Source organism: Thalassotalea agariperforans, assembly GCF_053470345.1.
Genome location: NZ_JBQMWH010000001.1, coordinates 643,032 through 669,654, shown reverse-complemented (window position 1 = coordinate 669,654; position 26,623 = coordinate 643,032). Strand labels below are relative to the sequence as shown.

The window sequence follows — 26,623 nt, the reverse complement described above, 5'->3', positions numbered from 1 at the left end:
TAATTAAGTTTCGACTCTCAGTTACCGTAGCGACAAGCTAAGTCATTTACTTAATGGTTATTTTTAAAATGGGGGGAGTTTATTGTTATTTCAAGCGTAAAATTTGATCTGGTACAAATTCAAACTTATTTACAACAAATAATCGATGCCATTCGACCAGTAATATTTTCTCGACGATAAGAGAAAAAATCAGCTGGATTACTATAGGTACAAACACTTTGATTAATAATGTTTTTAATGCCTAGCTGCTGTAATTGAATAGTTGCGAGTAATGCTAAGTTCGCTAGATATTTTGCTGTTGGTTTATTGATTGCCTGTGACGGTGAAACTAACTTAAAAGCTTGCTCAAAAATGGCATCACATTGAATAAATGCTTGATAAACATCAGCTCCAACTTCAAATACTTCGTCACCAATACAAGGGCCTAGCCAAGCAGTTATTTGCTCTGGCTGAGTAGAAAAACAACTTAGCGTTTTAGCAATAATATTTTGTGCTAAAGGTCGCCAGCCACCATGAATAGCGGCTATTTCTTTACCATTATGGCTAGCTAATAAAACAGGTAAACAGTCTGCGGTCATAATTGCCAAGGCTAAGTTTTTAGTTTGGCTATATTGAGCATCAGCAATAATCGGCGTTGGTGAATATGTTTTAGCTAGGTGTACGTGGTGACCATGTACTTGTTCAAGCCATTGAATTTTGGTATTGCTTGGCAGGTAATTTAATAGTTGTTGCCTATTTTTTTCAACCTGAGTGGCATCATCACCAACATGTAAACCTAAATTGAATTGGTTAAAAGGTGCTGCTGAACTAAAGTCAGGCGAAGCAGGTTCAGGCGAATGACGTGTGGTAGTAAAGGCCAAGACATTATGAATTGGCCAATCAATCGGGTGAATAGCGTTAGTATTCTTCAACGGCATTAAGCTGATTATCTTCTTGCAATAAGGCAACTAATTTTTTGAAATCATCAGGTAACTCTGCATGCCAAGTCATAAGTTCGCCCGTAATAGGATGATATAACGACAACATAGTTGCGTGCAGTGCTTGGCGTCTGAAATTACGTAGATAATCTAATAACTCAGGTGTCGCATTTTTTGGTGGTCTTGGGCGGCCACCATAAACTTGGTCACCCACTAGTGGATGAGTAATATGCGACATATGAACACGAATTTGATGGGTACGGCCAGTTTCAAGGCGTAAACGTAAACGGGTATGTAAACGGTATTTTTCCATTACCCTATAATGAGTGACTGACGGACGGCCAAATGGCGTTACTGCCATATGGGTACGTTTAGTACTGTGGCGGCCAATAGGTTCATCAACTAAACCACCAGCGGTCATTATGCCATTAGCAACCGCTTCATATTCACGGGTAATTTCACGTAACTGCAAGGCTTCTACTAAGTTAGTTTGTGCGGCAATCGTTTTTGCTACTACCATTAAACCGGTAGTGTCTTTATCCAAACGATGCACAATACCGGCTCTTGGTACTACATCTAATTGCGGACAATGATGTAATAGCGCATTAAGTACAGTACCGTCAGGATTACCGGCACCTGGATGGACCACTAAATCAGCGGGTTTGTTGATCACTAAAATATCATCATCTTCATAAACAATATTTAGTGGGATATTTTGCGCTTCAAAACGAATTTCAGCTTCTACTTCCGCATCAATGCAAATGGACTCGCCGCCATAAACTTTATCACGCGCTTTAGTGATAACCGTACCATCAACAGCAACTTTGCCCGCCAAGATCCAATCTTTTAAACGTGAACGTGAATAATCAGGAAACATTTCTGCCAGTGCTTGGTCTAAACGTTTGCCCATGCATGAATCGGGAACTAGATCAGTGTGTTGAATAATTTCAGCCATTAATTTCTCATTGATACCTTTTACAGAAATATCTCTGTGCAAGGCTGGTTTGCTAGGTTAGAATGCCGGAGTGCATTTTACCCTTTTATGCAAAGGGTTTCATATTTATTTTTAACAAAAACAAAGCAGTGATCCTGAAGTTTATGCAAAATTTGACCATTAAAGTATTATTAATCGCACTATCCATTGGCCTAGCCGGCTGCTCAGCAACCCAAGAAGATATTGATAAAGTACCCGACAGATCTGCGCAATCATTGTTTGTTGATGCCAGAGAGCAACTTGATAAAGGCATGTATCAAAAAGCCATTCAGATATTGTCAGCAATTGATTCTCGCTTTCCTTACGGGCCAATTTCACATCAAGTACAGCTTGATCTTATTTATGCTTATTATAAAAGTGGTGATGCTGATCAAGGTATTGCGTTAACCGATCGATTTTTAAAACTAAATCCGGATCATCCAAGTATTGATTATGTTTATTATATGCGTGCGTTGATCAACTTATCGCAAGAGAAAAATCTTTTCCAAGAATTTGCCGGTATTGATCGCAGCGACCGAGATCCGAAGCCGTCATTAGATGCTTTTAGCGATTTTAAAACCATTATTAATGATTACCCTGAAAGTAAATACGCCGCAGATGCTCGTCAACGTATGATCGGCATCAAATCTCGATTAGCGCAATATGAGTTAAAAGTAGCTGATTATTATTTAAAGCGTGAAGCTTGGGTTTCTGCAGCTAATAGAGGTCGTTACATAGTAGAGCATTTTTCACCAAGCCCTGAAATGGAAAGAGCGCTTGAAATTATGATTGAATGTTACAGCAAGTTAAAATTAACCGATTTATTAACAAATGCGAAACAAGTATTAGCGGCAAGTTATCCTGATAATCCGTTAATAAAATAAATCCATTAGTACCGTAAAACTAAAAAGCCAGCAATTACTGCTGGCTTTTTGCTTATCCGCTTCAATATATTTAAGCTAAACTCAGGTTAATTAAATAGCTGCGTCGTCTTCTTCGCCTGTTCTTATTCTGATCACGCGCTCAACATTGGTGACAAATATTTTGCCATCACCAATTTTTTTAGTATTGGCACTTTCAGCAATAGCATTTAAGCAACGCTCTACATCTTCATCGGCGACAACAATTTCTATTTTAATTTTAGGTAAAAAATCTACCTGATACTCAGCCCCACGATAAAGCTCTGTGTGACCTTTCTGTCGTCCAAAGCCTTTAACTTCAGACATTGTCATTCCCGTTATGCCAATCGCACTTAGTGCTTCCCTGACATCGTCCATTTTAAACGGCTTGATAATTGCGTCTATTTTTTTCATTTTCCACCACTTTATTAAATGACATTATGTATTTCGATACTACCCTAATTATTATTTATTGAGAATATCTATTTATCACAACAGCTTAGTTATTTATTTCAGATCATATTATCCTGATAAGAAAAATCACCAAGCTCTATCAAAGCAAAGCACATTTAAGTAAACTATTAGGGTCTATTGCTCTTTGTTTATATTTTCAGCAATAGGCTATTTTAAGTGATAGCAAAGCAGAATGAAGGTTGTTTGCTTATTTCAAATGAGTGAATTCCAAATGAGTGAAATTCTAATGCTGATATCGCACAAAATAGCCATTGCACTGAGGGCTGAGGCTAAAATCGCTTTACTGGGCGTTAAAAATTATTGGTTTAGATGACTAAACGACATAATTTCAGCCTTGATTAAAACGATTTTTTCTCTCAGCTGAATTATTAAACAAAGATAAACAGACCCTAATGCTAAATTACGTTATTGAAGGAATGAAAAATGGATCCGCGCACTATCATTGCAGAAATGAAAGTTTTACCTCAAATTGATGTTCAGTTAGAAATTCGCCAACGCGTTAACTTCATTAAAAAACAGCTGCAAGCTTCTGGTTTAAAAACGTTAGTGTTAGGGATCAGTGGTGGTGTTGACTCGTCAACCTGTGGAAAATTAGCTCAATTAGCCGTTGATGAATTAAATCAAGAACAAGCTGGTTATCAATTTATTGCCGTTCGTTTACCGTTTGATGTGCAAGCTGATGAAGATGATGCTCAACTCGCTTTATCCTTTATCCAACCTTCTCATTGTGTTACCACCAATATTAAAGCCGGTGCTGATGGCATTCATCACGAAACCCTCAATGCTTTATCTGAGCATAATTTATTAAACGCCAGTGATGCTCAAGTAGATTTTTCAAAAGGCAATGTAAAAGCACGCACCCGTATGGTAACTCAATACCATATTGCCGGTATTTTAGGCGGTTTAGTTTTAGGTACCGATCATTCGGCTGAAAACATTACCGGCTTTTTCACTAAATGGGGCGATGGTGCCTGCGATTTAGCACCTTTATTTGGTTTATCTAAACGTCAAGTACGCGCATTAGCACAAGCTTTAGGCGCACCTGAGTTATTAATCAATAAAGCACCGACAGCTGATTTAGAAGAATTAGATCCCGGTAAAAAAGATGAAGATGCCTTGGGTCTTTCTTACGATGAACTAGATGATTTTCTTGAAGGTAAAGCGGTTTCAAAAGAAGTAGAAGAAAACATTATTAATATCTATAAAAGAACGCAACACAAACGTGCGCCAATCCCTACTATTTATGACTAAAAAATAGCCACCGATTAGAAACAATGCTATAACGAATAAAGGGTTAATTAAGGAGACTGTTTTTATGAAAAAAACACAAGGATTTACCTTATTTGAGCTACTAATTTCAATTGCCATTATGGGAATTATCACTTCAATAGCATTACCTAATTTATCGGAATTTTTAGTTAAAATGCGGGTGGATAATCAAGTATCACAGGTTTATCGCATCCTGTTGTCGGCTCGTAACGCCGCTATAGCCTCTGAAGCACCGGTTACAGTTTGCCCGTTAAACAGCAGTAATGTTTGTAGTACCTCATGGGGCAACGAGTTATCTGCTTTTATTGATTTTGACGCTGACGGTAACTATGAACCGGGTAGTAATGAGCAATTGATTAAAATTAAAGAAGCGATTAATAGTGATGATAAGTTACAATTCCCTCGTAATAAAGTTACATACGAAGCAAATGGCCGTTTAACCGGCTTCGCTAACGGCACCTTTAGCTATTGCCCCAAAGATAATGCCGATTTAAGCCGTGGTGTGATTGTTTATCGTTCAGGCAGAGCTTATACCTCAAGTGATATTGATAACGATGGTAAAGAAGAAACACGTAGCGGTAGCGAAATAACGTGTAGTTAAACAATTAAGTTTATTGGCGACAGTAGTGTCGATAAATATGAAACTTAGCTAACTTTTATACCGAGTGCTTGAAGTTAATCAGTGCTCTTTCTCATCAAGAGCACTAAGTTATAATATTAACGAACTGTTTTTTCATCTAATTGTTTCGAGGTAACCCCTTTAAATGCAGAGTCTAATTTAACACACTCAATCACTTTATAGATTTTATCTTTATTCCCGTTATTCGCTGTTATAGTTCGGCCAATTAACTGTTTGGTTAGTTTATCCGCCTTGCTTAATGGCAATTTAGCAAAATACATGTGCTCAATACCGCCGAGTAATTGAACATGACATTTCATTTCCACCATGGAATTTTCGTCAGCGAAAACAGGCATGTTTATCAATAATGACAAACTCAGTACTAGCAATAATTTTACGCGTTTCATTCTAATTCTCCCAACAGGTTGATGTTGAAGGTGAAGGCGATTTTTTACCAAGCTCATTAATTTCAAGGAGCTTACAATTAGGATCATTCGTCGCTTGTGTGCCTAATGCTTTAGCTTGTAAGGTAAAGCTGTTAGTTACTGTCGACTCTTTGACATCGATGCTATAGTTTCCTGACTCGGTAATAAACGGATCGGCACTTTCACCTAATAAGGTCATATTATTAGTGTAAGTGCGATTATCGACATAATATTGTTCTTGCATATTTGCAATACGCATTAGTTCGCGCTGCGCCTCAGATCGATTTGAGCGCACAACAAAATCGGTATAAGACGGATATGCTATTGATGCTAAAATACCGATGATAGCAACTGTTATCATCAATTCAATCAAGGTCATACCATAGACACTTTTCTTATACATTTATTTTGCCTCTTCAACGTACAAATGGGTTCGCATTGTTTCTAATTTTATCCCTTCTACTAGATCACAGTTTTGAGCTTCACAAAGTGTGACTGTGCCCCCGCCTGTACCATCACCCACACCAACAAATAATAATTTACCAGGATTTGATTGATCATTTTCATCTATAATACCATCTTCATTGGTATCTTCTGTTGGTGGTTCTGGTGGAATGACTACCGTTGGTGTATCAGGCACTCTATCGCCAATATCTAAATATCTCCAATTATAAACATTAGAGCCTTGAGCTAAATCAACAGCATATAATCTACCTGCCCCCGCATTTAAAATACATTGATTATTGTTGATGCTAGCTGCAGGGGTAAAAGAATTAAAATAAGCAACACCAGCAATTGCGGTTGCTGCCGAGACACTTTTTTCGCCACTTCCGGTTAAATCGATAAACCAGCCTGACTTTTGACTAACAGCAAGATCAAGGGTTTCTTTAGCCTGAGTGGTTGTCGCTGTACCGTACGGATTATTAGTAAAATCATATAAATTAGTTTCTGTGATCACCGATGGAATATCATCACCAATAAAAGATTTAGTTATAATATTAGGGTCTTTTAACATATAAAACTTGTCTGTTGTATCGGTCGCTCCAGGAGTTGAGCGATCGCCACTGCCAATTAAAATAGCTTCATAAGGACGATCATATCGGCTAACCGTCGTTGTTGATGTACCGTCACCATTTTCAACTATTGTTGAAACAGTATCAGTAATAATTGCTCGAGCGATATTCGGCTCACTAAAAAAGCGTCGGTCAGTTGCGTTAGTATTACCACCAAGAGATGCTACCTTAAAGCTGGTCCAAGGAGTTGTTGTGCTTTGCGGATCACTTCCTGGCATATCAACACGCCAAACATTTGCCCCAGTATCCGAAACATATAAGCGATCAATAAGACCATCTGAGTCACTATCCATGATCGCAATATTCGCGGGTATACTGTCTTTTAAATTAGTATTTTGCGTATTAGTTGCTGAGTTGGCAGCAGGGGAAAGACTCCAAACTAAATTACCTGATTCAGCATCCACCATATATACGGCTCTGCCAACCGTATCATCCGCGCCAACACCGGCGGTATCTTTCGAGATATCATAACCACCGCCAAAAAATAACACCGGCTTAGCACCACTGTCACTTAAATTGAGCTTAGAATAGCCAATCTTAGGCTTAGACCATGATTGGCCAAGTTCAGAAAACCCTGTTGTATTAGAATTAATATGCCACAATAATTTAGGGTTATCAGGGTAGCTAATATCTAAACCATAATATGAACTGCCACCACGTCTTGAGCCAATAAATAACCAAGCTTTATCACCGTTAACAGCTTCAATACTACCATTACCATCAGTATCTAAAACATATACTGTTGCAGAGCCATCTATACCATAGACTTTATCTGAGCTCGCGTAATTTTTTCTTAAACTGTCGATATTAGGAAAAAATTCACGTGGCATAAATGCCCAAGATTCATCAACTGTCGCGCCTGAATCTTTAAACATATGTAACGCACCCGCATTTGTGCCAACAATAATACGGATATCTTGGTTATCAGCACTACCGCCATAATTAACAATCAAAGGTTTTGAGTGTAATGGATCACCAAAGATATCATAACGATTTTCCAGAATATTCAAGTCATTATCTGCATCATCAATATCAATTCCTTGTGCCCACTTGAAAGAGGTTTCAAGTTCCAGCTCACTGACTCCCATATAAGCGGCAAGCTCACTATCACCAGAGAAATAACTTGAGGCATTGGATTTATTAAATGTTGTTAGAGCACCATTGGTTCCGATATCACTGACCAGTTTACGGTTAGTTTTTTTACGTAGCATTGCCGCTACACCACCTTCACGGACATCATCACCATCAGGCGTCCCTGATGTTGACCAAAATGTTTTTGCCGATGCCGTAATATTACCCTTATTATCAATAGCTAAAACACCATTTCTATCAACCTGTTTACCATCAGATAAACGTAGTTTTTTCAAATTACCATGCCATCTTGGACCGCGGTCAGGTAAAAACATTGCGTAATAAACCGAATCTAAAGTTTCTGTTCTATCAAAGTTATTAGAAGCAATGGAAGGTGAAGTAAAGCTGGCATTTACCCGTAAAATTTCAACTAAGGCTGACTGTAATGCCGTTAAAAGTGATACCGAGTCTTTAGCAGGATAATATTTCCCGCCACCACCTTGGGCTGCTTTCGTTAATAACGGTGCAGCATCAGCAGCACCTTCACTAAAACCAATAGTAAAGAAAGTTGATGTTTGCACACCTTCCATCGAAGTATTTAAATCATTGTTATGCATCCATTCAGCTAACGCCGCTAAATAATTATTTGTGCCATTTACCTTCATAGGCGAGCCCATGCCTGATAATGCTTTTATTGAACTATCTGCATTTTTATCTAAAGTGGGCACACCATCGGTGATCAAAATAATGTAAACCTCGTTGCTACAACCTGAATAAGGTGAAATATAATTTCCCGAGCTTTCAATGGAAGTATCCCTAGGCGGGGTATTGCCTTTATAACCACCGCCATAGTTTGAGTCGTCATTACCATATAAAACACTTTTACCTCCAAGATATCGCATCGCTTCGTATAAGCTTTCACAAAGTGGGGTATTGGTTTCACCATCAATTTCTAAATCAATAATTTCGACTAACTCTGCTCTTGCCGTAGCCGTAGATTCTTGAATACCAAAAACAATCCTGCCACCATCTCGGTCTCCCTCATTGGGGTAATCGTAATTAAAAACTTGTAAACCAAAATCAACAGAAGGCGCTGATTCTATCAAATTAGTAACTGTATCTTTGGCAATATCCAGGCGAGTTCGGTTAACTGTCTCAATCGTTTCGCTCTTATACCAGCGTAAATAATTATCACTGTACAGAGTAACTACTTCACCTGTACCTAATGCAGTATTTGACTGAGACACATCCGAGGTATAATACACCGGATTTTTTTTAGTTCCCTCACCATCAATCGGATAGCCGTCAGGTAAATCTTGCAGTGTGCCATTTTTCTTTTGAATACCAGCATTATTTGGATTTTGTAATCTAACATCATCCCAACAATCAATTACTTCGATATTAGCGCCATTATTATCAGGTATTTCTTGCCAGCTGCCTGAGTTGCCTTGGAAAGCATATTCTCGGATATGACCGGTATAAAAACCTACAGTAGCTAAACGTTCACGCGCAATTTGACAACTATTGATTGAGTCAAGAAAACGGCGAGATTCACTTGGGCTATCAGGTGTGGGTGCACTGGTATTATCTACACCGGTGCCTTTAGTAAAATAGACAAACTTATCCGATAAAGAATTTAATGAGCCAATAGCTGGGTAGGTAATATTTGGATCATAAGGGGCTGTGACCTCTTCATAGGTATTCATACTGCCTGAATTATCAAAAATAATCAGAACTTGAGGTTTATTGCCAATTCTCTGAGCCGTATTGCCTACGTATAGCTCAATATCTTCTGCCCATAACTGTGCTTGAGTAAGCAACAGTATAACGCCTAGTAAGAACCTGTTCATTTTATCCTCCTACGTTAAGCAACTGCTGAGCTATCCCTGCATTAACAGAAATTTGGTTTTGCGTCTTGCGACCATATTTCCGGGTAACCTGAATGCTTAAAACGTTACATGTAAAAACCTGAATAGATGAAGCTGACTTAGTATGGGGACAACCAGTTTCAAGAGTATTAGGAGTCGCCACTGAAATAACTGCATCTGTATCTTTTGCACTTACCGATTTTGTCAACGGGAAGGCATTAATATGTTTAGCAAAAGCATTATCGCCGTCCGATTGATTGATTTGATCATATATCACTTCATCTGTAGAGCTGACCGCTTCTTGTATCGCTGTTACTTTTTCTTCGGTTGCACCAGACATTCTTATGTCAGTTGTACTATTTTGCATTAATGCAGCGGCAACAGCTGTTAACGCAATTAAAAAAACCAATGCTACAACAAGCACAACTCCTTGCTGAGATTTAACCTTTACCATGATTCAATCCTCGCATTATATAAAGAAATTGTAGACGTAAATAACAATCTCCGATAGTTATCACCAGAACCATCATCTGAGAGAAAATTGACACTGTGTTTTCCCATCTGATAAGTGTTTTTATTTTCGTAATCGTGATCAGGTAAAATAGATCTAACCAAGACATAAACTGTGACCGCTAAAATTTTAGCGTTATTTTCATTATCCCAATAAGTAGCAGGCATATCTTCAGCAGGAATAAAGGCATTAACAACACCATCTCCTGTGGTATCGACACCATAATCAAAATGTATTCTTTCTATACCATCAACAATAGGGTCAAAGAAAATAGGGGGAGATTTTTGATTTCTCAATCTGCCCAACATTAAGGCAGGAACGGTAATATTACCTTGCGTGTATTCTTTAATGTAATATATATGGTGCTGATATTCCCATATCGTACCGTAGTCCATTGTCGGTATAGCGGCATCACCAGCAAAAATTTCACCAGCATTCATATTAGTGAGCAAATAATAACGTTCGTCATCCACTTGCGCTGCTGTTGATTCACTGGAAATAACTCGTTTAATTTGTATGATATCACTATTAGTTTTAGCATCAGTAATGCATCCCAAAGCATTCGCTGAAGTTAATGTATCTCCCCATATTGCCCTAAAATGTCCTACTGGTTGAGGAAACGTATTATTATTTATACCTTCTCCGGCACAATCACTCGCTAATACTGCGGGCACATTCGTCAGCCCCGAAAAAGTTAAATTACCAGACAAGCCGCCCCAAAAATTTTGTCTTAATAGATCATCAGTGATAACACTAATAGCAAATCGACCATTTTCTTGTAATTCCCCGAAAGTAGTTGTTTCTGTAGTTGTTGTTCTCATAGACACAAACGTTGCCATCACGCCAGCTAATAAGAATAACCCAACAACCAAAGAAACAAATATCTCAATGATGCTAAAACCAGCTTGTTTAATTCTCATTTAACTACCTTAAAATACAAAAGCATTAACAATGATTTGTCGCCGCTTATCCCCACCAGTACCACAACTCTTACTAAGATTATTTTCAGAATCAGCCGAATCTTTGGTTGATACTCTGCCCTGCCAAGCTATAACAACAGTAATAGAATTGTCTTTATGTTCAATACAACCTTGAGCATCAATTAACCCTCCTTTTAAGTTGCTACCTTCAGTGACATCAGCTCCCATTAATCGGCGTTCCCATTCATATAAATCATTAGCTCGCATCTGTGCCGATGTACATAACGAACCAATAGAATTACAACGAGGAGCTGGTGCATCTAAACTATCGTTACCATAAGTGCCCTGATAGCTGTCAAGTGTAGCTTCATCAGACGCATTGCTTCTAATACGTTCAATGATATCCTGAGCATATGCCGAAGCAATGGAACGTTGCATAGCATCAAAACTGCCTTTTTTAGCACTAGCTTGCATAGCTACAGCGCCAAGAATGCCAGTGGCTAAGATGACCAATGACACTAAAACTTCGATAAAGGTTAAACCGGACTGTTTACGCATAAACGACCTCGTTAGGAAGATATAACGTGCTGGAAAGTTGATGAGAAGAAGTATAACTATTGTCTTTTAAATAAACACTCTCGCTGAAAAAAAGAAAGCGAAAATTAAACACAAAACTAGGAGAAGAGAATGTTCTTGAAAAACATTCTCTGAAAAAATCTTGGTAGGTACAAAATATCACATAAGTGAACAACATTTTCATAACCTTAATCCTTTGATACGCTAGTCAATATCCTTTTAAATTTAATGACTACATATAATAATTTAAATGACTGGATGTTACACTCGGTTAAAAATCCAGCAATTTAAGATTATCTTAATTCAATTGGTACTGCAAATACTATATTCTCTTCGCGACCCGGATGCTCAACAACTTCTTGACCACCTTGACTTTTTAATTGTTCAATAACCTGTTTTACTAATACTTCAGGGGCTGATGCACCGGCTGTAACACCAATACGTTCAACACCTTCAAGCCAAGATGGCTGAATATCTTCAGCGGTGTCAATTAAATATGAGGTAGTACCCATTTTATCAGCTAGTTCTCGTAAACGATTAGAGTTTGAACTATTTTTAGCTCCTACTACTAATAACAAATCAACCTGAGCTGCAATTGCACGAACAGCATCTTGGCGATTTTGTGTCGCATAACAAATATCATCTTTACGAGGGCCTTGAATCTTTGGGAACTTAACTTGTAGGGCATCAATAACATCACTGGTGTCATCAACTGATAAAGTGGTTTGACTACAAAAATATAGCTCATCAGGATTTTTAACAGTTAAAGAAGCAACATCGGCAGCAGACTCAACTAAATAAATACCACCTTCCGTACTTTCATATTGCCCCATGGTGCCTTCAACTTCAGGATGACCCGCATGGCCAATTAAAATACATTCAATATTTTTTCGGCTAGCGCGTGATACTTCCATATGAACTTTAGTTACTAATGGACAAGTGGCATCAAATACTTTTAAACCACGTTGTTTCGCTTGGTTTCGTACCGCTTTTGAGACACCATGCGCACTAAAAATAACGGTACAATCGTCTGGTACTTCGTGTAACTCATCAACAAATACTGCGCCGCGATCTTTTAAGCCATTAACTACAAACTTATTATGAACCACTTCATGACGAACATAAATTGGCGCGTCAAATAAATCAAGGGCGCGATCAACTATGCTGATTGCTCGGTCTACGCCAGCACAAAAACCTCTTGGATTCGCTAATATAATGTCCATGTTTGTTCTCTATTTTTACGTGTATTTACATGTGAATGATGCGTTACTTTATTACTACTAATAACCTTAATTATTCAATATCGACAATATCTATAACAAAAGTCACATCTTGCCCTGCAAGCGGGTGATTAAAATCAACGGTTACTGATGTGCCTGATACTTCTTTGATCATCCCAGGCAGTTCAATGCCGCCAGGTTGCGTAAAGGTAATAATGTTACCTACTTTTGCCGGCGCTTCTGATGAAAATTTATCAGCATCAACATAATGAATATTATCAGGATTCGTTTCACCAAAGGCATCTTTTGCCGCCAGTGTAAACTCTTTCGTTTGTCCCTGCTCTGCACCTAGTAGCGCCTGTTCAAAAGCAGGAGAAATGCTATTGTCGCCCATAATAATTTTAGCGGGTTTATTATTAACTTTGGTGCTATCAGCCGCTGAGCCATCAGCTAATTTCATCGTGATGTGCGCAATAATTGTTGAGTTGGCTGCAATAATTTTAGTCATGAGGTTCTCTTTAGGTAAACAATAGCAAAAGTTAGTTGATTAATTTTCGGCTTTTTTTAGTTTTTCAGCTTTGAATGAATCAATAATCATTAAAGCTGCGCCAACAAATATGGCACTATCGGCAACATTAAAGGCTGGCCAATGAGCATTGCCAACATAAAAATCTAAAAAATCGATCACATAGCCAAACAAGACACGGTCAATTAAATTGCCTAAGGCACCACTTAACATCAGAGCAAAACCAATCCCTAATATTTTATTTTGTTTTGGGGTTTTAGCCATCCACACAAAAAAGACAATGCTAGCAATACTGGCAATTGCAGTAAAAAACCAACGCTGCCAACCCGGTTGATCTGCTAAAAAGCTAAAGGCTGCTCCAGGATTATGGACATAGGTCAGGTTGAAAAAAGGCATTACCGCTAAACTTTCACGATAATCAAAGGTTTGTGCAACCCACTGTTTAGTAATCTGATCGAGGATCAAAAAAATAACCGTTATCCACAACCAAACTAAACCTGATTCTTTAAAGTTAATTTTCATTAATTTTTCATCTTTATTTAAACAACAAGTGCCAATAACATCACATTATTAGCACTGATTTGAGACTTATTTAATTAAGCAAATTGACGTGTTTCACCGTCACCATCAACATTGGTAATACAACGACCACACAATAATGGATGTGTTTCACTTGCGCCAACATCTTCGGTAACATGCCAACATCTATCACATTTAGTACCGTTTGCTGGTGCAACTTTAAGCCATAAGCCTTCAATTTCTGTCGCTTGGGCATCAGCTGGTGCACTGGTAACTACTTCAACCTTAGCCGCTGAGGTAATAAGCACAAAGCGTAATTCTTCACCTAAGGTCGTTAACGGTGCCGCAATTGACTCGGTGGCAAACAAGGTGACTTGCGCTTCAAGTGCTTTACCCACTTGTTTTTCTTTACGGGCTATTTCTAACGCTTTATTCACTTCGGTACGCACAGTTAATAATTGCGCCCAAAAATCATTATTTAAGTCGCTACCTTGCGTAATCTCATTTAAACCGTCAAACCACACATCAGTGAAGACAAACTCATCACGCTCACCTTGTGCTGGCACTGGCAATGCTTGCCAAATTTCTTGCGCAGTAAAAGATAAAATTGGCGCCATCCAACGAGTCATAGCTTCAGCAATAATGTACATTGCTGTTTGACATGAACGACGAGCAACGCTGTCATCTTTCGCTGTGTACTGGCGATCTTTAATAATATCTAAATAAAAGCCACCTAATTCGGTAGTACAAAAGTTCATTAACTTATGAACCACTAAGTGAAATTCATATTCATCGTAAGCGGCAATAATTTCTTGCTGTAATTGTGCCGCGCGGCCAACAATCCATTTATCTAACGCAATTAAATCATCAAAGGCAACTTGATGTTTTGCTGGTTCAAAACCATTAATGTTCGCTAATAAAAAGCGCGAAGTATTACGAATACGACGATAAGCATCAGCTTGGCGTTTGAAAATTTCATCGCCTGCGGTAATTTCTTGCGTGTAGTTTACTGACGCTGTCCATAAACGCAGAATATCAGCACCTAAGCTATTGGTGATTTCTTTTGGTGTGATGACATTGCCTAACGACTTAGACATTTTATGCCCTTTGGCATCAACCACAAAACCATGCGTTAACACTTGTTTGTAAGGTGCTTTACCATTCATCGCCACCGATGACATCATTGACGACATAAACCAACCTCGATGTTGATCTGAGCCTTCAAGATATAAGTCGGCAATACCATCAAATTCTTCACGCGCACCAACCACTGAATAATGGGTAGTACCTGAGTCAAACCAAACATCTAAGGTATCAGGTACCTTGATGTATTCTTTGGCATCATCACCAATAAGTTCTTGTGCTTCAAGATCAAACCAAGCTTGAATACCTGACTTTTCAACACGTTGGGCTACTTCTTCAATTAATTCAATACTACGTGGATGCAAAGCGCCGGTATCTTGATGAATAAATAACGCCATAGGTACACCCCATGTACGTTGGCGTGAAATACACCAATCAGGACGACCTTCAACCATAGACTCAATACGACGTTGACCCCAATCTGGTATCCACTGGGTTTTTTCGATTTCGCTCAATGAATCTTTACGTAAACCTTTATTGTCCATGCTGATAAACCACTGCGGTGTCGCACGGAAAATTAATGGCGTTTTATGACGCCAGCAATGTGGATAAGAATGCTCTAAGGCATGGTGATGAACTAACTTGCCTTGCTCTTTTAATATTTCAACAACATTCGCATTCGCTTTAAAAACATGTTGGCCAGCAAATAGTTCTGTACCTTCTAAGTAGACACCATTGGCACCAACGGGATTTGCTACTTCTAAATTATAAAGTTTACCAACAACAAAATCGTCAACACCATGACCTGGCGCGGTATGAACACAGCCAGTACCAGAGTCAGTTGTGACATGCTCACCTAAGATCATTGGTACGGTAAAATCATAAAATGGATGTTGTAATTGTACTAAGTCTAAATCAGCACCTTTACAAAAACCTAAGGCATGGTATTTAGTAATACCAAAACGATCCATACATGAGGTGACTAAATCAGACGCTAAAATAAGACGTTCTTTGCTTTGCTTACCATCAATTAAGGTTTCACATTGTACTAAGGTATATTCAACCTCAGCATGGACAGCAACACCACGGTTAGCAGGTAATGTCCAAGGTGTAGTTGTCCAGATAACGGCAGAAATCGCCCCTTCACCTTGGTGATTCTCTGGATGATCAAATTTATCAGCAATACTTTCATCAATAGCGGTAAATTTCACATCAATGGCCGGTGATTGTTTGTCTTTGTATTCAACTTCAGCTTCAGCTAACGATGAACCACAATCCGTACACCAATGCACAGGTTTAAAGCCTTGATGTAAATGGCCGTTTTCAGCAATTTTTCCTAATGAGCGGATGATATTAGCTTCAGTGTCAAAATCCATAGTACGATATGGTTTTTCCCAATCAGCAAAAACACCTAAACGCTTAAAATCTTCACGTTGACCATTGACTTGTTTAGCCGCATATTCACGACATTTTTCACGAAAAACACTAGCCGATACTTTATGACCAGGCTTGCCTACTTTTTTCTCGACCATTAATTCAATCGGTAAACCGTGGCAATCCCAACCAGGCACATAAGGGGCATTAAAGTCAGATAAGGTTTTTGACTTAACAATAATATCTTTAAGAATTTTATTAACGGCGTGACCAATATGAATATCACCATTTGCGTACGGAGGGCCGTCATGCAAAATGAACGATTTTTTACCTTTTTTAGCGGCTCTAATTTTGCCGTAAAGATCTTTTTCCGCCCACGTTTTTAACATTTGTGGTTCACGATTCGCCATATTGCCTTTCATCGCAAATGTCGTATCTGGCAAATTCAACGTATGTTTGTAATCACTCATTTCAATCATTGTCCGTTAAGGTTATTCATTGGTGGCTTAACTATTTATGGCAAACATCTAGCGTTTATTAATAAATAATCGAGCTTGCTCACTATCTTTTTGTATCTGGTTTATTAATGCATCAATTGATTCAAACTTCTTTTCAGCTCGGATCTTTTTCAACATAGTCACTTCAATCTGTTGACCATAGAGGTTTTGATTAAAGTCAAAAATATGTACTTCTAATTGCTGCCTAATACCATTTAAGGTCGGTCGACAGCCAATATTAGCAACACCATAATGCTGCTTTTGGTTAATCATAACACTAACCGCATATACACCGGCAACCGGTGACACCAAACGTTTTAATAAAACATTGGCGGTTGGAAAACCAAACTTACGACCATTTTTTTCACCGTGGATGACCCGACCGGTTATTGCATAGGGTCGACCTAACATAGCTTCGGCGGTGGTTAAGTCATCTTCTTCTAAAGCTTTTCTGATTTCAGTGCTACTGATGCGGCATTCCGCCATTTTATAGCTTTGGGTGTCGGTAACCGCAAAGTTAAAGCGCTGACCATAATCATTTAACATGGAAAAATCACCGGTGCGATATTGTCCAAAACGAAAATCATCACCAATGATCAAATGTTTAATGCCCAGCTTTTTCACTAACAGCTGCTCAATAAAGGTTTCCGCCGATAAACTGGCAAATTCTTCATTAAAATTAACGCAAATTAACCGCTGTACACCCAGCTTTTTTAATAAATTATATTTGTCACGTAAACGCGTTAAACGTGCTGGCGAATTTTCTTTTGCGAACATTTCTTGCGGCTGCGGTTCAAACACCATCACGGCAGCAACTGTATCCAACTGTTTAGCTTGTTCAACTAGCGCTTCTAACACGCGTTTATGGCCTAAATGCACGCCATCGAAGTTACCAATTGTTAATACACAACCGTGATCGGCTGGTTGTATATTTTGGATACCTCTAATAAGCTGCATGAACTAACTAACCCTGCATTATAAAAACGATAAAAATTAACATATTCGTCACCGAAGTAATGAATAATGTCGGATAAAAAACCGACGGATTATATATTACTCACAAAGAAGAATCAGCAACGATAAACAATTTAGCGAAAATTTCTAGCTAATTGCTGATAAATTGAACTTTAACGGTAAAATAAGCAATAAAATGAACCTGATTGAGTTACTAAATTTATGGCTTAATCACCGTTTTAACTTTTAAGTCATTTGGCCGTATACCACTTAAAAATGCAAAAGCAAAAAATGAAATCACACCCGCACAAATATACCAAGTTAATCGCCAAACACTTTCAAAAAAACTAAAACTTAACCATTGTTCAAAACTTGGTGACATGGTCCAAACAACGCCAGCCATTACCATTGCCGAAATAACCAATTTAACAATCGCCGCTTTAGCTTCAGGTGACATGGTGTAAACCCCTAATTGCTTTAAGCCTCGATATAACATAAAGGCATTTAAGGTCGCCGACATTGTTGTTGCGATAGCTAAACCAACATAGCCAAAAAATGGCGCTAACATTAAATTAAATGCCATATTTGAAACCATCGCAATAATCCCGATTTTTACCGGTGTTTTGGTGTCTTGACGAGAATAATAGCCCGGTGCCAACACCTTAATAAACATAAAGCTCATTAAACCCGACAAATAAGCAAACAGTGCATAAGACACTTGGGTAACTTCACTAGCATCAAATTCACCGCGCATAAACAACACCATGATAATCGGTTGTGCTAACACCATTAAGCCAGCTAAAGCTGGTAAACCAAAAAAGCAGACAATTTTAATCGCCCAATCTAAGGTATTATCAAATGCTTGACTACTTTTTTGACTATGCAGTTTTGATAAGCTCGGTAAAATAACCGTGGCAATGCCAATCCCAAAAATACCAAGGGGAAATTCCAACAAACGATCAGCGTAATACAACCAACTGATCGACCCTGTCACTAAAAAGCTGGCAATTAAGGTATCAAGTAACAAATTAATTTGTGTAACCGATACCCCAAATAAAGCAGGCACAATCAGGGTGCGAATTTTGGTCACTCCCGGCGCATGCCATGCCCATTTAGGTTTAACTAAAACATTGGCTTTAATTAAAAAAGGTATTTGAAAAAGAAACTGCGCTAAACCACCTAAAAACACGCCCCAAGCTAAAGCATAGGCGGGGTTTTCAAAACTATCCGCGCCATAAATAGCCATTAAAATAATACAAACATTAAGTAATACTGGTGTAAATGACGAAGCGCCAAATTTACCTAAGGTATTTAAGGCCGCGCCAGCAAGTGCCGTTAATGAAACAAACCATAAATAAGGAAAGGTAATTTTTAATAGGCTCGCTGCCAAATCAAATTTTTCAGCCGCAGGGCCATCATTTAACCAATCGACAAACCAACCAAAACCAAAAAGCATGACAAATATAGGCGAAGCAATCATGCCAATTAAGGTCATTAAAGTAACTAATACTCCCAAAGTGCCAGCAACTTGCGCAATCAACAAACGGGTTTGATCTAACCCCGTACCATCAATTTCATCTTGATGTTTATATTCACTTAATACTGGGACAAACGCTTGGGCAAACGCCCCTTCAGCAAATAAACGTCGTAAAAAATTAGGGATTTTATTCGCAAAGAAAAAAACATCTGAAGCTGCCCCTGCTCCCATAATATTAGCAATAACCACATCTCGTACTAAACCAAGCACACGAGAAATAAATGTCATAAGGGTAACAATTAAACCTGATTTAATTAATTTTTTACTCAAGAGAGGTCCAGTTATTGATTAGATAGAATAATAGAGTGGAATATCATGTTATTATGCCGCGAAAGGTAATACGTGCTCAACCTTTATGTCGGCAGACAATCGATTAATTCATCAATTTATCTCAATAAATTCATTTTTATTAGAAAATAATAGGTAAATGATTTGACAAACCGTCGTAAAACAGGCATATTTCGTCGCCTTAAATTTAAGCTTATTTTTACCACTTTTAGGAGTTAACCTTGGCTAATTCAAAGCAAGCTAAGAAACGCGCAGTTCAATCAGAAAAGCGTCGTCAACACAATGCAAGCCGTCGTTCAATGATGCGTACTTTAGTTAAAAAAGTTATCGCTGCAATCGAAGCCGGTGATAAAGCGACAGCTACTACTGAATTAGCTGCGGCAACACCAATTTTAGATCGTTACGCAGCTAAAGGCATTATTCACAAGAATAAAGCTGCTCGTAGCAAAAGTCGTTTAAACGCTGCGATCAAAGCGCTTTAATCTTTAAAAGATTTTATATCTAATTAAAAAACCGGCTTTTGCCGGTTTTTTTATAACTACCGAATTCCCATCAAATACAAGAGATAATACCAATTCCATTAAGTTTGTGATCTTGTTGTGCGTAGGAGAATAAGTCATGGCAAGGCGCTTAATTGAGCAATAGCTATCTATTGGGATTGAAAGCAACGCAGCCATGGAATATTTTAACCCGCATAAGTGGGCAAAAATTTAATTAAATTGGTATAACCATTGCCTTTAGTGACAATTTTCCCTAAGCTTTTCTGCATCAACATTTAGGGGATAATATGAATATTAAATGCTTTACTATTACAGCACTCATTTCACTATTAACATTAACAGCATGTAATAAACAGTTAACCACACAAAGCCCCTCTCCAGAGTTGATCCCAACAGCAGAGCATCGTTTAGATATTTATCAAGAAGTCATCCTGACGGCAGATTTAAGCCAGTTATCTAACAATCAAAAAAAGTTAATTGCCCGCTTAATTGAAGCCGCTAAAATTATGGATGATCTTTTTTGGCAACAAGCATTTCATCAAGACAAAAAAACTTTCCTCGATAGTATTAAATCACCACAAGCTAAAGCCTTTGCACAAATTAATTATGGTCCTTGGGATCGCTTAAATGGTAATAAGCCCTTTTTAACTAATTTTGATGAAAAACCTTTAGGCGCTCAATTTTATCCAGCTGATCTTAATAAACAAGCATTTGAACAAGCTGAATTAACCGACAAACAAGGCTTATATTCACTGATCAAGCGCGATGATAACGGCCAACTCTACAGTATTGATTATTCAGAAATATATAGCGATGAATTACAGCGAGCTGCGGCAATATTAGAAGAAGCTTCCCTACTCGCCGATGATAGCGAATTTGCTGATTATTTATCATTACGGGCAAAAGCCTTAACCAGCGATGATTATTTTGCCTCAGATATGGCCTGGATGAGCATGAAAAACAATCTAATTGATGTCGTGATTGGCCCAATAGAAACCTACGAAGACCAGTTATTTGGCTATCGCGCTGGCTTTGAAGCTTACGTATTACTCAAAGATAAAAGCTGGAGTGAAAAATTAGCTAAATACGTACAGTATTTACCTAGCCTACAAAAGTCATTACCTGTAAGTAAAAAATACAAACAAGAAGTGCCTGGATTGAATGCCGATTTAAACGCCTACGATGCACTTTATTACGCAGGCCATGCTAATGCAGGCAGTAAAACCATTGCGATAAATTTACCCAATGATGAAGAAGTACAATTAGCCAAAGGTACCCGCCGCTTACAATTAAAAAATGCCATGCAAGCAAAATTTGACCATATATTAATGCCAATCACAGAGCAATTAATTGTGCCAGAGCAACGAAAGTTTATTAACTTTAACGCCTTTTTTGCTAATACCATGTTTCATGAAATTGCTCATGGCTTAGGTATCAAACATACGATCAACAACAAGGGTACGGTTAGAGAAGCATTAAAAGAGCAAGCATCCGCCTTAGAAGAAGGTAAAGCTGATGTTTTAGGGCTTTATATGATCTCACAACTTATCAAGCAAGGTGTGCTAACTGAAGGCAGTATTGAAGAATATTACACCACCTTCCTCGCGGGTATTTTTCGCTCGGTAAGGTTTGGCGCAAGTTCGGCACATGGTCAAGCTAATATGGTGCGATTTAATTATTTTCAAGAACAAGGCGCTTTTACTCGCAATGAACAAGGTTTATACCAAGTTAATATAACCAAAATGCAATCAGCTATAGAGTCATTGTCAAAACTCATTTTAACCCTACAAGGTGATGGTGATTACGAACAAGTGACAAAGTTAGTTAAAGATAAAGGTAAAATTGATGAGATATTAACGGCTGATCTTGAACGTTTAACAGTGGCAAAAATCCCTGTTGACATCACCTTTAAGCAGGGTAAAAACTATTTAAATTTATAAGGTTAACCAGTGTCTAATATTTTTACACTTTGATAATCAATAATTAATATAAATCATTATAAAATCGCTAAGCTACTATTTTTAAATGTTTTTTAAAATAAAGTTTTTACATGGCATAATTAGTGCTTTATTATGCACAATATAATAGAAATGCTGAAATAAGCTGTAGCAGGGGTTTAATGTGAAATTAACTATTAAAAAATTATTCGTTGTAGGTATAACACTACTAAGTGTTAGTAATATCTCATACGCTGGTACTGTAAAAAGTTGTAATACCGGCGGAAGTTACGATTATGGCGACGCTACTGGCTATGGCGAAGCTTGTCATGACACTAATGCTTGGCAACAATTAGGTAGAGCAACTACCAAAGATGACAATAAAGTTGTAAATCGTATTGATTTACAAGGCGACTCTGGTACGACTAATGATACGATTAGTGAAAACAGGGGTTGGAATGCAGAAACAAGCCAAAAAGCAAAAGACCAAGGAGATAATGGTGTACGCTGGCGTGTAAAGAACACTGACGGTACTTGGTCAAGTTGGGGTAGAGATGAATTAGCTCAAGGTCAAACTGTAGAATTTAAATTTGTTGTCCAGCGTTCAGTTGAAGGTAACCATCAATTTGATCAATTAAAAGCTTGGGTTGATTGGAACGGTAATGGTATTTTCGAAAATGATGGTTCTGAAACCTTAATTGATGAAAAATGGTACAAAGTTGCTGATAGCTTCGCTGCTGGTAATACATCAGGTAATCAAGGTGGTGGTTACAACAACGATTCATTAGTCAATGGTGGTGTTCACAACAGCATTAGAAATAGTGATGTAACTATCACTAATGTTAGAGTAATTAAACAAATCCCATATGATGCGGCAATCGAAGATGTATGGTTACGTGCTCGTATCATTTGTGAAAACTCTCTGACTCACTCTGATCGAAACAACAATATCTTTTTACCTACTGGTTATTACCATCAAGGCGAAGTAGAAGATTACAAATTAGCGATTAATCACGTTCCAGAACCAACCACTTTATTAGTGTTTGCTTCTGCTCTATTTGGTTTAATGTTAAATCGAAAAAAATCAGTTTAAACACTTAACTTAGTTAATATTTAACTAGGTAAAAAACCGCTTAATTGCGGTTTTTTTATGCTTAAAATTTAGCGCATGCTGAGGGTTACAAGTTACAAGTTACAAGTTACAAGTTACAAGTTACAAGAATAGTTTAAAGCACTGTGCTTGCTGGTCTGCAAGCATTTGACGTTAATCTTTACTTTTATTTGTATACTTAGCCATGTAGCCATGGCTAAGTAATCGGCTAGCGAATTCACCTTATTTTCTATTTAACCTGAACTAGGGATAAGAAATTAGCTAACTATATGAAATACATATATTTTGATGTTTTTTCTTAGTACAAGGCAAATTTAAGCGCCAATAGCGAGCCTCGGCTTTGGTTCAAACGTCGCTCTACCTTCCCCATCCATGGGGGCGTATTGCAATTAAATTTAACGCAGTAATAAGGAAAAACAGCTGCTAGAAAGCAAGTTGTTATCCCGAGTTCAGGTTATTTGGGCTTCTTAGGATTATTAACATAAATTTTAGGGTAAATAGCCCAGCTAAAAACTTTGATACTGCTACTGAGCATTGCTTTACGCTAGAAAGAGAAAGAAACAAAAAAGGTGTTTACCGCCCTTTTGGGAAATAAACACCTTTCATTTATTTGTAGAAATAACGCGTTAGTTAACTTAGTGATTTTATATCGGTTAACGATGTACGTTTATGCTTAATTGGTTAATTCTGCTAACAACTGTTTAGCGAGTTCAACTTCAACAATTTTCGCAGGTGAAATCACAATAAATTCCAAATATTCAACTGCTTCTTCGGTACGACCTAATTTCGCTAAAGCGTAAGCTAAGTGATATTGTACTTCAATACTTGATGAAGCCATGGTGTACGCTTGTCGTAAATAAGATAAACCTTCATTAAGCTCGCCAGAGAGGGTTAATGCCCAACCTAGCGTATCAATCAAGCCAGGAATAGTATTAGTCACTGAAACCGCTTGTTTGGCAAACGATACCGCCAACGAATATTCTTGTTGCTCAATATAAATTACCGCCACATTATTGAGTGCTATCGCTCGTTGATCCGTCGGTAAAGGCTTAGTTAATAACACCTGATATTGAAATAACGCTTGTTCCCAATGTTTATGAGTTAATAAATGCTCTGCTAATGTTTTACGTATTAACCCTGCATCAGGGTTGTTATTAACAACAGAAGTTAGAAATGGAATAAATTGTTGTGATAATTGCTTCGTATGACTAATCTGCGCTAGTTTAAATAAAGCGATAACATTGTTTTCATCTTGTTTCAGCGCTTTAGCATAAAGACTATAAGCAGAGCCTAGGTTATTCTTGGCTCGTGCAACATCGCCTTTTAAAATGTTGATGTAAATATCATTTTTAAAACCAGATCGTTCAGCGTCACGGATTAAACTTTCCGCTTCAACTAGTTTTTCCTGCCTTAATTTCAATTTGATAGTATCAATAAAAATAGGCAACGTATTCGGTTTTAATTTAAGTGCTAATGCCAGTGACTTTTCAGCGCCTTCATAATCTTTTACTTGTATTTGTAAACGACTTAAGTTTAAAAGCTTATCGGCATCTTCAAGCCAAAACCCAAATAGCTGTGATAATTGTAATTTGGCCGCTTCATTACGTTCTAAAGCAATCAAGTTTTTCGCTTTAATTTCACCAGCATAGGTATCTAAACGATTGCTCAATAAATAACTACTGATCAACGAAAGGCTTTTATCAAACTCCCTTTCTCGATAATACAGTTCGGCCAACTGGTATGTCGCTAAGGTTTTAGTTTTACTATTTTTTTTCTGTTGATCTAAAATATGAATAGCAGCGGCAGTATCACCTAATTGGTATTCTAATCCAGCTAATTTTAACCATGCTTCACTGTGCTCTGGGTGATCGGTAACAAGCGCTCGAAATACCTTTCTGGCTTCATTATTTTTCCCTAATATTTGCTGTAATAAACCATAGTTAAATTGAACGTCAGCATTATCAAGTTGCGAATTATAGAGCTTGGTAATAAGTTCATTCGCTTTAGTTACATTGCCTTGTTGTAGTAACGTCTGAGCATGTAATAATTGATAACTGACATTTTCAGGCGCCATTTCAATAATTTTAGAAACATAGGTTTGGCTTTCCTCAAGCTTGCCTAGTTTTAAAGTGACTGCGGCAAGCGTTTCAAGAAACAGTGCGTTATGCTCAACTTGAGCATTTTTTAATAATTGATAGGCTTGCTCGGTTTGTTCTCTTTCAGAGAGAACCTGCGCCATTAAAATAAGAATACTGGTGTCATTCGGATATTGTTGATTAAGTGACGTTAAATAAGGTTCCGCTTTAAAACTTTTATTAAACTGAATATACAAACCTGCAAGAATAATAGCGTATTCTTTATTAAACATCAGTTGTGCTTCATATTCACTTAATAACTTTAACGCATCTCGACCTTGCTCTTGACGCATATAAACATCTGCTAATAAAACCGCGGCACTAACATCATCCGGCTCATTATCAAGGTAGCTTTTTAATTTATTTCTTGCTTGTTCCCAATTACCTTGAGCGTAACTGGTCATAGCATCAAGTAACTGCAACTGTGGTTGGCTAACCATAAACTGACTATCAATCGCCGCTAATTGTGTACTTAGCTGCATTAGCACTTGCTCAGATAACACCACTTTATCGAGATCACGTAAAATTGAACTTTTCAAAAATTGTGCATGTGGGTCTTTGGGCGCTAAGGTTAAAATGGTATCAATTAATTTTTCAGCTTTGTTAAATTTTTTTAACGCAATATGCGTATTAACAATATATTTTAATGTTTTAATATTGTTCGGTTCAGCTAAATTCGCTTGTTCAAATAAAACTAATGCGGGCTTTAATTCCCCTAACATTAACAATAAACGGCCTTTAACTTGCAAAAATTCAATATTCTTTTGAGCAACCGCTTCAATGTTATTAATAATAGCTTCGGCTTTACTATAAGCGTTATCATCCAAGTATAAATTTGCCAGTCCAATATTTGCCTTAATATTATTAGGCATTAACCCAATAATTGATTGGTAAATCTCTTGTGCTTTTCCAATATCATCCGTTGCAAGGTAAGCCTTTGCTTTCACTAAATCAAAGTTAAGCTGACTACGCTGGTTAAGCGTTTGATCAGCATCTAACATAATGATCTGCTCATATTTCCCTTGAAATAATAAACTACGCGCTAATGGCTCAACCACTAAGTTAAAATCAGCGCCTTGCAATAACGCATTGTTTAACTCTTGCTCCGCTAAATGAGGTGAACTTTTATCAATGTACACTTCAGCAAGTAATAACTTGGCAGGTAAGTTTTTAGTATTTTCTTTTAAAGCATTTTTTAAATGAATTTCAGCGGTGTTAACATCTTTTTGCTGATAGGCTTTTAACGCTAATTCATAATGGTTTTCATCAGCATAACTCTGTACGGTTATTAAACCGGAAAACAACAACGTAATCAGTGATTTTTTATTTAAACCTGAAAGCACAATA

At 37.7% G+C, this 26,623-nt stretch carries 22 protein-coding genes; 6 read left to right on the top strand and 16 right to left on the bottom strand.

The features are described from left to right. Positions 1-125: 125 nt before the first annotated feature. Positions 126-917 (bottom strand): peptidoglycan editing factor PgeF, encoded by a 792-nt coding sequence (pgeF, locus tag ACSLUO_RS02935; RefSeq protein WP_448246034.1) that lies wholly within the window; start codon positions 915-917, stop codon positions 126-128. Further along, on the bottom strand, positions 898-1,872 hold the full coding sequence (gene rluD / locus ACSLUO_RS02930; protein ID WP_448246032.1) for a 23S rRNA pseudouridine(1911/1915/1917) synthase RluD: 975 nt from the start codon (positions 1,870-1,872) through the stop codon (positions 898-900). Before rluD ends, pgeF begins: the two co-directional genes overlap by 20 nt. A 143-nt stretch (positions 1,873-2,015) precedes the next feature. Between rluD and bamD the strand changes: the two genes are divergently transcribed. After that, complete coding sequence (bamD, locus tag ACSLUO_RS02925; RefSeq protein ID WP_448246030.1) at positions 2,016-2,774, top strand: outer membrane protein assembly factor BamD; 759 nt, start codon at positions 2,016-2,018, stop codon at positions 2,772-2,774. A 90-nt stretch (positions 2,775-2,864) separates the two neighbouring features. On the opposite strand, the gene ACSLUO_RS02920 is transcribed toward bamD, so the two are convergent. After that, entirely contained in the window at positions 2,865-3,203 is a 339-nt protein-coding gene (locus ACSLUO_RS02920; RefSeq protein WP_448246029.1) for a P-II family nitrogen regulator, read from the bottom strand. A 483-nt stretch (positions 3,204-3,686) separates the two neighbouring features. Here ACSLUO_RS02920 and nadE point away from each other — a divergent pair, with 483 nt between their 5' ends. Both nadE and ACSLUO_RS02910 read left to right on the top strand, forming a co-directional pair. Continuing rightward, positions 3,687-4,514: an NAD(+) synthase gene (gene nadE, locus ACSLUO_RS02915; protein ID WP_448246028.1), complete on the top strand. Its 828-nt coding sequence runs from the start codon at positions 3,687-3,689 to the stop codon at positions 4,512-4,514. 64 nt (positions 4,515-4,578) lie between these two features. Then, on the top strand, positions 4,579-5,133 hold the full coding sequence (locus ACSLUO_RS02910; protein WP_448246026.1) for a GspH/FimT family pseudopilin: 555 nt from the start codon (positions 4,579-4,581) through the stop codon (positions 5,131-5,133). A gap of 116 nt (positions 5,134-5,249) precedes the next feature. On the opposite strand, the gene ACSLUO_RS02905 is transcribed toward ACSLUO_RS02910, so the two are convergent. The 12 genes from ACSLUO_RS02905 to murJ all read right to left on the bottom strand — a co-directional run bounded on the left by ACSLUO_RS02905 (position 5,250) and on the right by murJ (position 19,575). Further along, the gene (locus ACSLUO_RS02905) at positions 5,250-5,558 is read right to left on the bottom strand and encodes a TapY2 family type IVa secretion system protein (protein WP_448246025.1); all 309 of its coding nucleotides are present in this window, start codon (positions 5,556-5,558) and stop codon (positions 5,250-5,252) included. A gap of 1 nt (position 5,559) precedes the next feature. Beyond that, positions 5,560-5,979 (bottom strand): type IV pilin protein, encoded by a 420-nt coding sequence (locus ACSLUO_RS02900; RefSeq protein ID WP_448246023.1) that lies wholly within the window; start codon positions 5,977-5,979, stop codon positions 5,560-5,562. After that, positions 5,980-9,570, bottom strand: a complete 3,591-nt coding sequence (locus ACSLUO_RS02895; RefSeq protein ID WP_448246021.1) for a pilus assembly protein — start codon at positions 9,568-9,570, stop codon at positions 5,980-5,982. A gap of 1 nt (position 9,571) precedes the next feature. After that, a complete protein-coding gene (locus tag ACSLUO_RS02890) occupies positions 9,572-10,042 on the bottom strand; it encodes a PilX N-terminal domain-containing pilus assembly protein (protein WP_448246019.1) in 471 nt (156 codons plus the stop codon). Beyond that, complete coding sequence (locus tag ACSLUO_RS02885) at positions 10,036-10,920, bottom strand: PilW family protein (RefSeq protein ID WP_448246018.1); 885 nt, start codon at positions 10,918-10,920, stop codon at positions 10,036-10,038. Before ACSLUO_RS02885 ends, ACSLUO_RS02890 begins: the two co-directional genes overlap by 7 nt. Before the next feature lie 108 nt (positions 10,921-11,028). Beyond that, positions 11,029-11,577, bottom strand: coding sequence for a type IV pilus modification protein PilV (pilV, locus tag ACSLUO_RS02880; protein ID WP_448246016.1), 549 nt, complete (start codon positions 11,575-11,577; stop codon positions 11,029-11,031). 311 nt (positions 11,578-11,888) lie between these two features. Beyond that, complete coding sequence (ispH, locus tag ACSLUO_RS02875) at positions 11,889-12,818, bottom strand: 4-hydroxy-3-methylbut-2-enyl diphosphate reductase (RefSeq protein ID WP_448246015.1); 930 nt, start codon at positions 12,816-12,818, stop codon at positions 11,889-11,891. Positions 12,819-12,888: 70 nt separating this feature from the next. Beyond that, positions 12,889-13,323 carry an FKBP-type peptidyl-prolyl cis-trans isomerase gene (fkpB, locus tag ACSLUO_RS02870; RefSeq protein WP_448246013.1) on the bottom strand — a complete coding sequence of 145 codons (435 nt, stop codon included), beginning with the start codon at positions 13,321-13,323 and terminating at the stop codon, positions 12,889-12,891. Positions 13,324-13,362: 39 nt separating this feature from the next. After that, the gene (gene lspA / locus ACSLUO_RS02865) at positions 13,363-13,863 is read right to left on the bottom strand and encodes a signal peptidase II (protein ID WP_448246011.1); all 501 of its coding nucleotides are present in this window, start codon (positions 13,861-13,863) and stop codon (positions 13,363-13,365) included. 74 nt (positions 13,864-13,937) lie between these two features. Beyond that, entirely contained in the window at positions 13,938-16,787 is a 2,850-nt protein-coding gene (gene ileS / locus ACSLUO_RS02860; RefSeq protein ID WP_448246010.1) for an isoleucine--tRNA ligase, read from the bottom strand. Positions 16,788-16,844: 57 nt separating this feature from the next. After that, the gene (gene ribF, locus ACSLUO_RS02855; protein ID WP_448246008.1) at positions 16,845-17,771 is read right to left on the bottom strand and encodes a bifunctional riboflavin kinase/FAD synthetase; all 927 of its coding nucleotides are present in this window, start codon (positions 17,769-17,771) and stop codon (positions 16,845-16,847) included. 217 nt (positions 17,772-17,988) lie between these two features. After that, complete coding sequence (murJ, locus tag ACSLUO_RS02850) at positions 17,989-19,575, bottom strand: murein biosynthesis integral membrane protein MurJ (protein WP_448246006.1); 1,587 nt, start codon at positions 19,573-19,575, stop codon at positions 17,989-17,991. 239 nt (positions 19,576-19,814) lie between these two features. On the opposite strand from murJ, the gene rpsT reads away from it, so the two are divergent. The 3 genes from rpsT (at position 19,815) to ACSLUO_RS02835 (ending at position 23,123) form a co-directional block, all read left to right on the top strand. Further along, positions 19,815-20,075: a 30S ribosomal protein S20 gene (rpsT, locus tag ACSLUO_RS02845; RefSeq protein WP_448246004.1), complete on the top strand. Its 261-nt coding sequence runs from the start codon at positions 19,815-19,817 to the stop codon at positions 20,073-20,075. A gap of 305 nt (positions 20,076-20,380) precedes the next feature. Continuing rightward, positions 20,381-22,033: a dipeptidyl-peptidase 3 family protein gene (locus tag ACSLUO_RS02840; protein ID WP_448246003.1), complete on the top strand. Its 1,653-nt coding sequence runs from the start codon at positions 20,381-20,383 to the stop codon at positions 22,031-22,033. Between the two features lie 181 nt (positions 22,034-22,214). After that, on the top strand, positions 22,215-23,123 hold the full coding sequence (locus ACSLUO_RS02835) for a PEP-CTERM sorting domain-containing protein (protein WP_448246001.1): 909 nt from the start codon (positions 22,215-22,217) through the stop codon (positions 23,121-23,123). A gap of 691 nt (positions 23,124-23,814) precedes the next feature. Here the strand turns inward: ACSLUO_RS02835 and prsT are convergent. Next, on the bottom strand, positions 23,815-26,619 hold the full coding sequence (gene prsT / locus ACSLUO_RS02830; protein ID WP_448245999.1) for an XrtA/PEP-CTERM system TPR-repeat protein PrsT: 2,805 nt from the start codon (positions 26,617-26,619) through the stop codon (positions 23,815-23,817). Between the last annotated feature and the right edge of the window lie 4 nt (positions 26,620-26,623).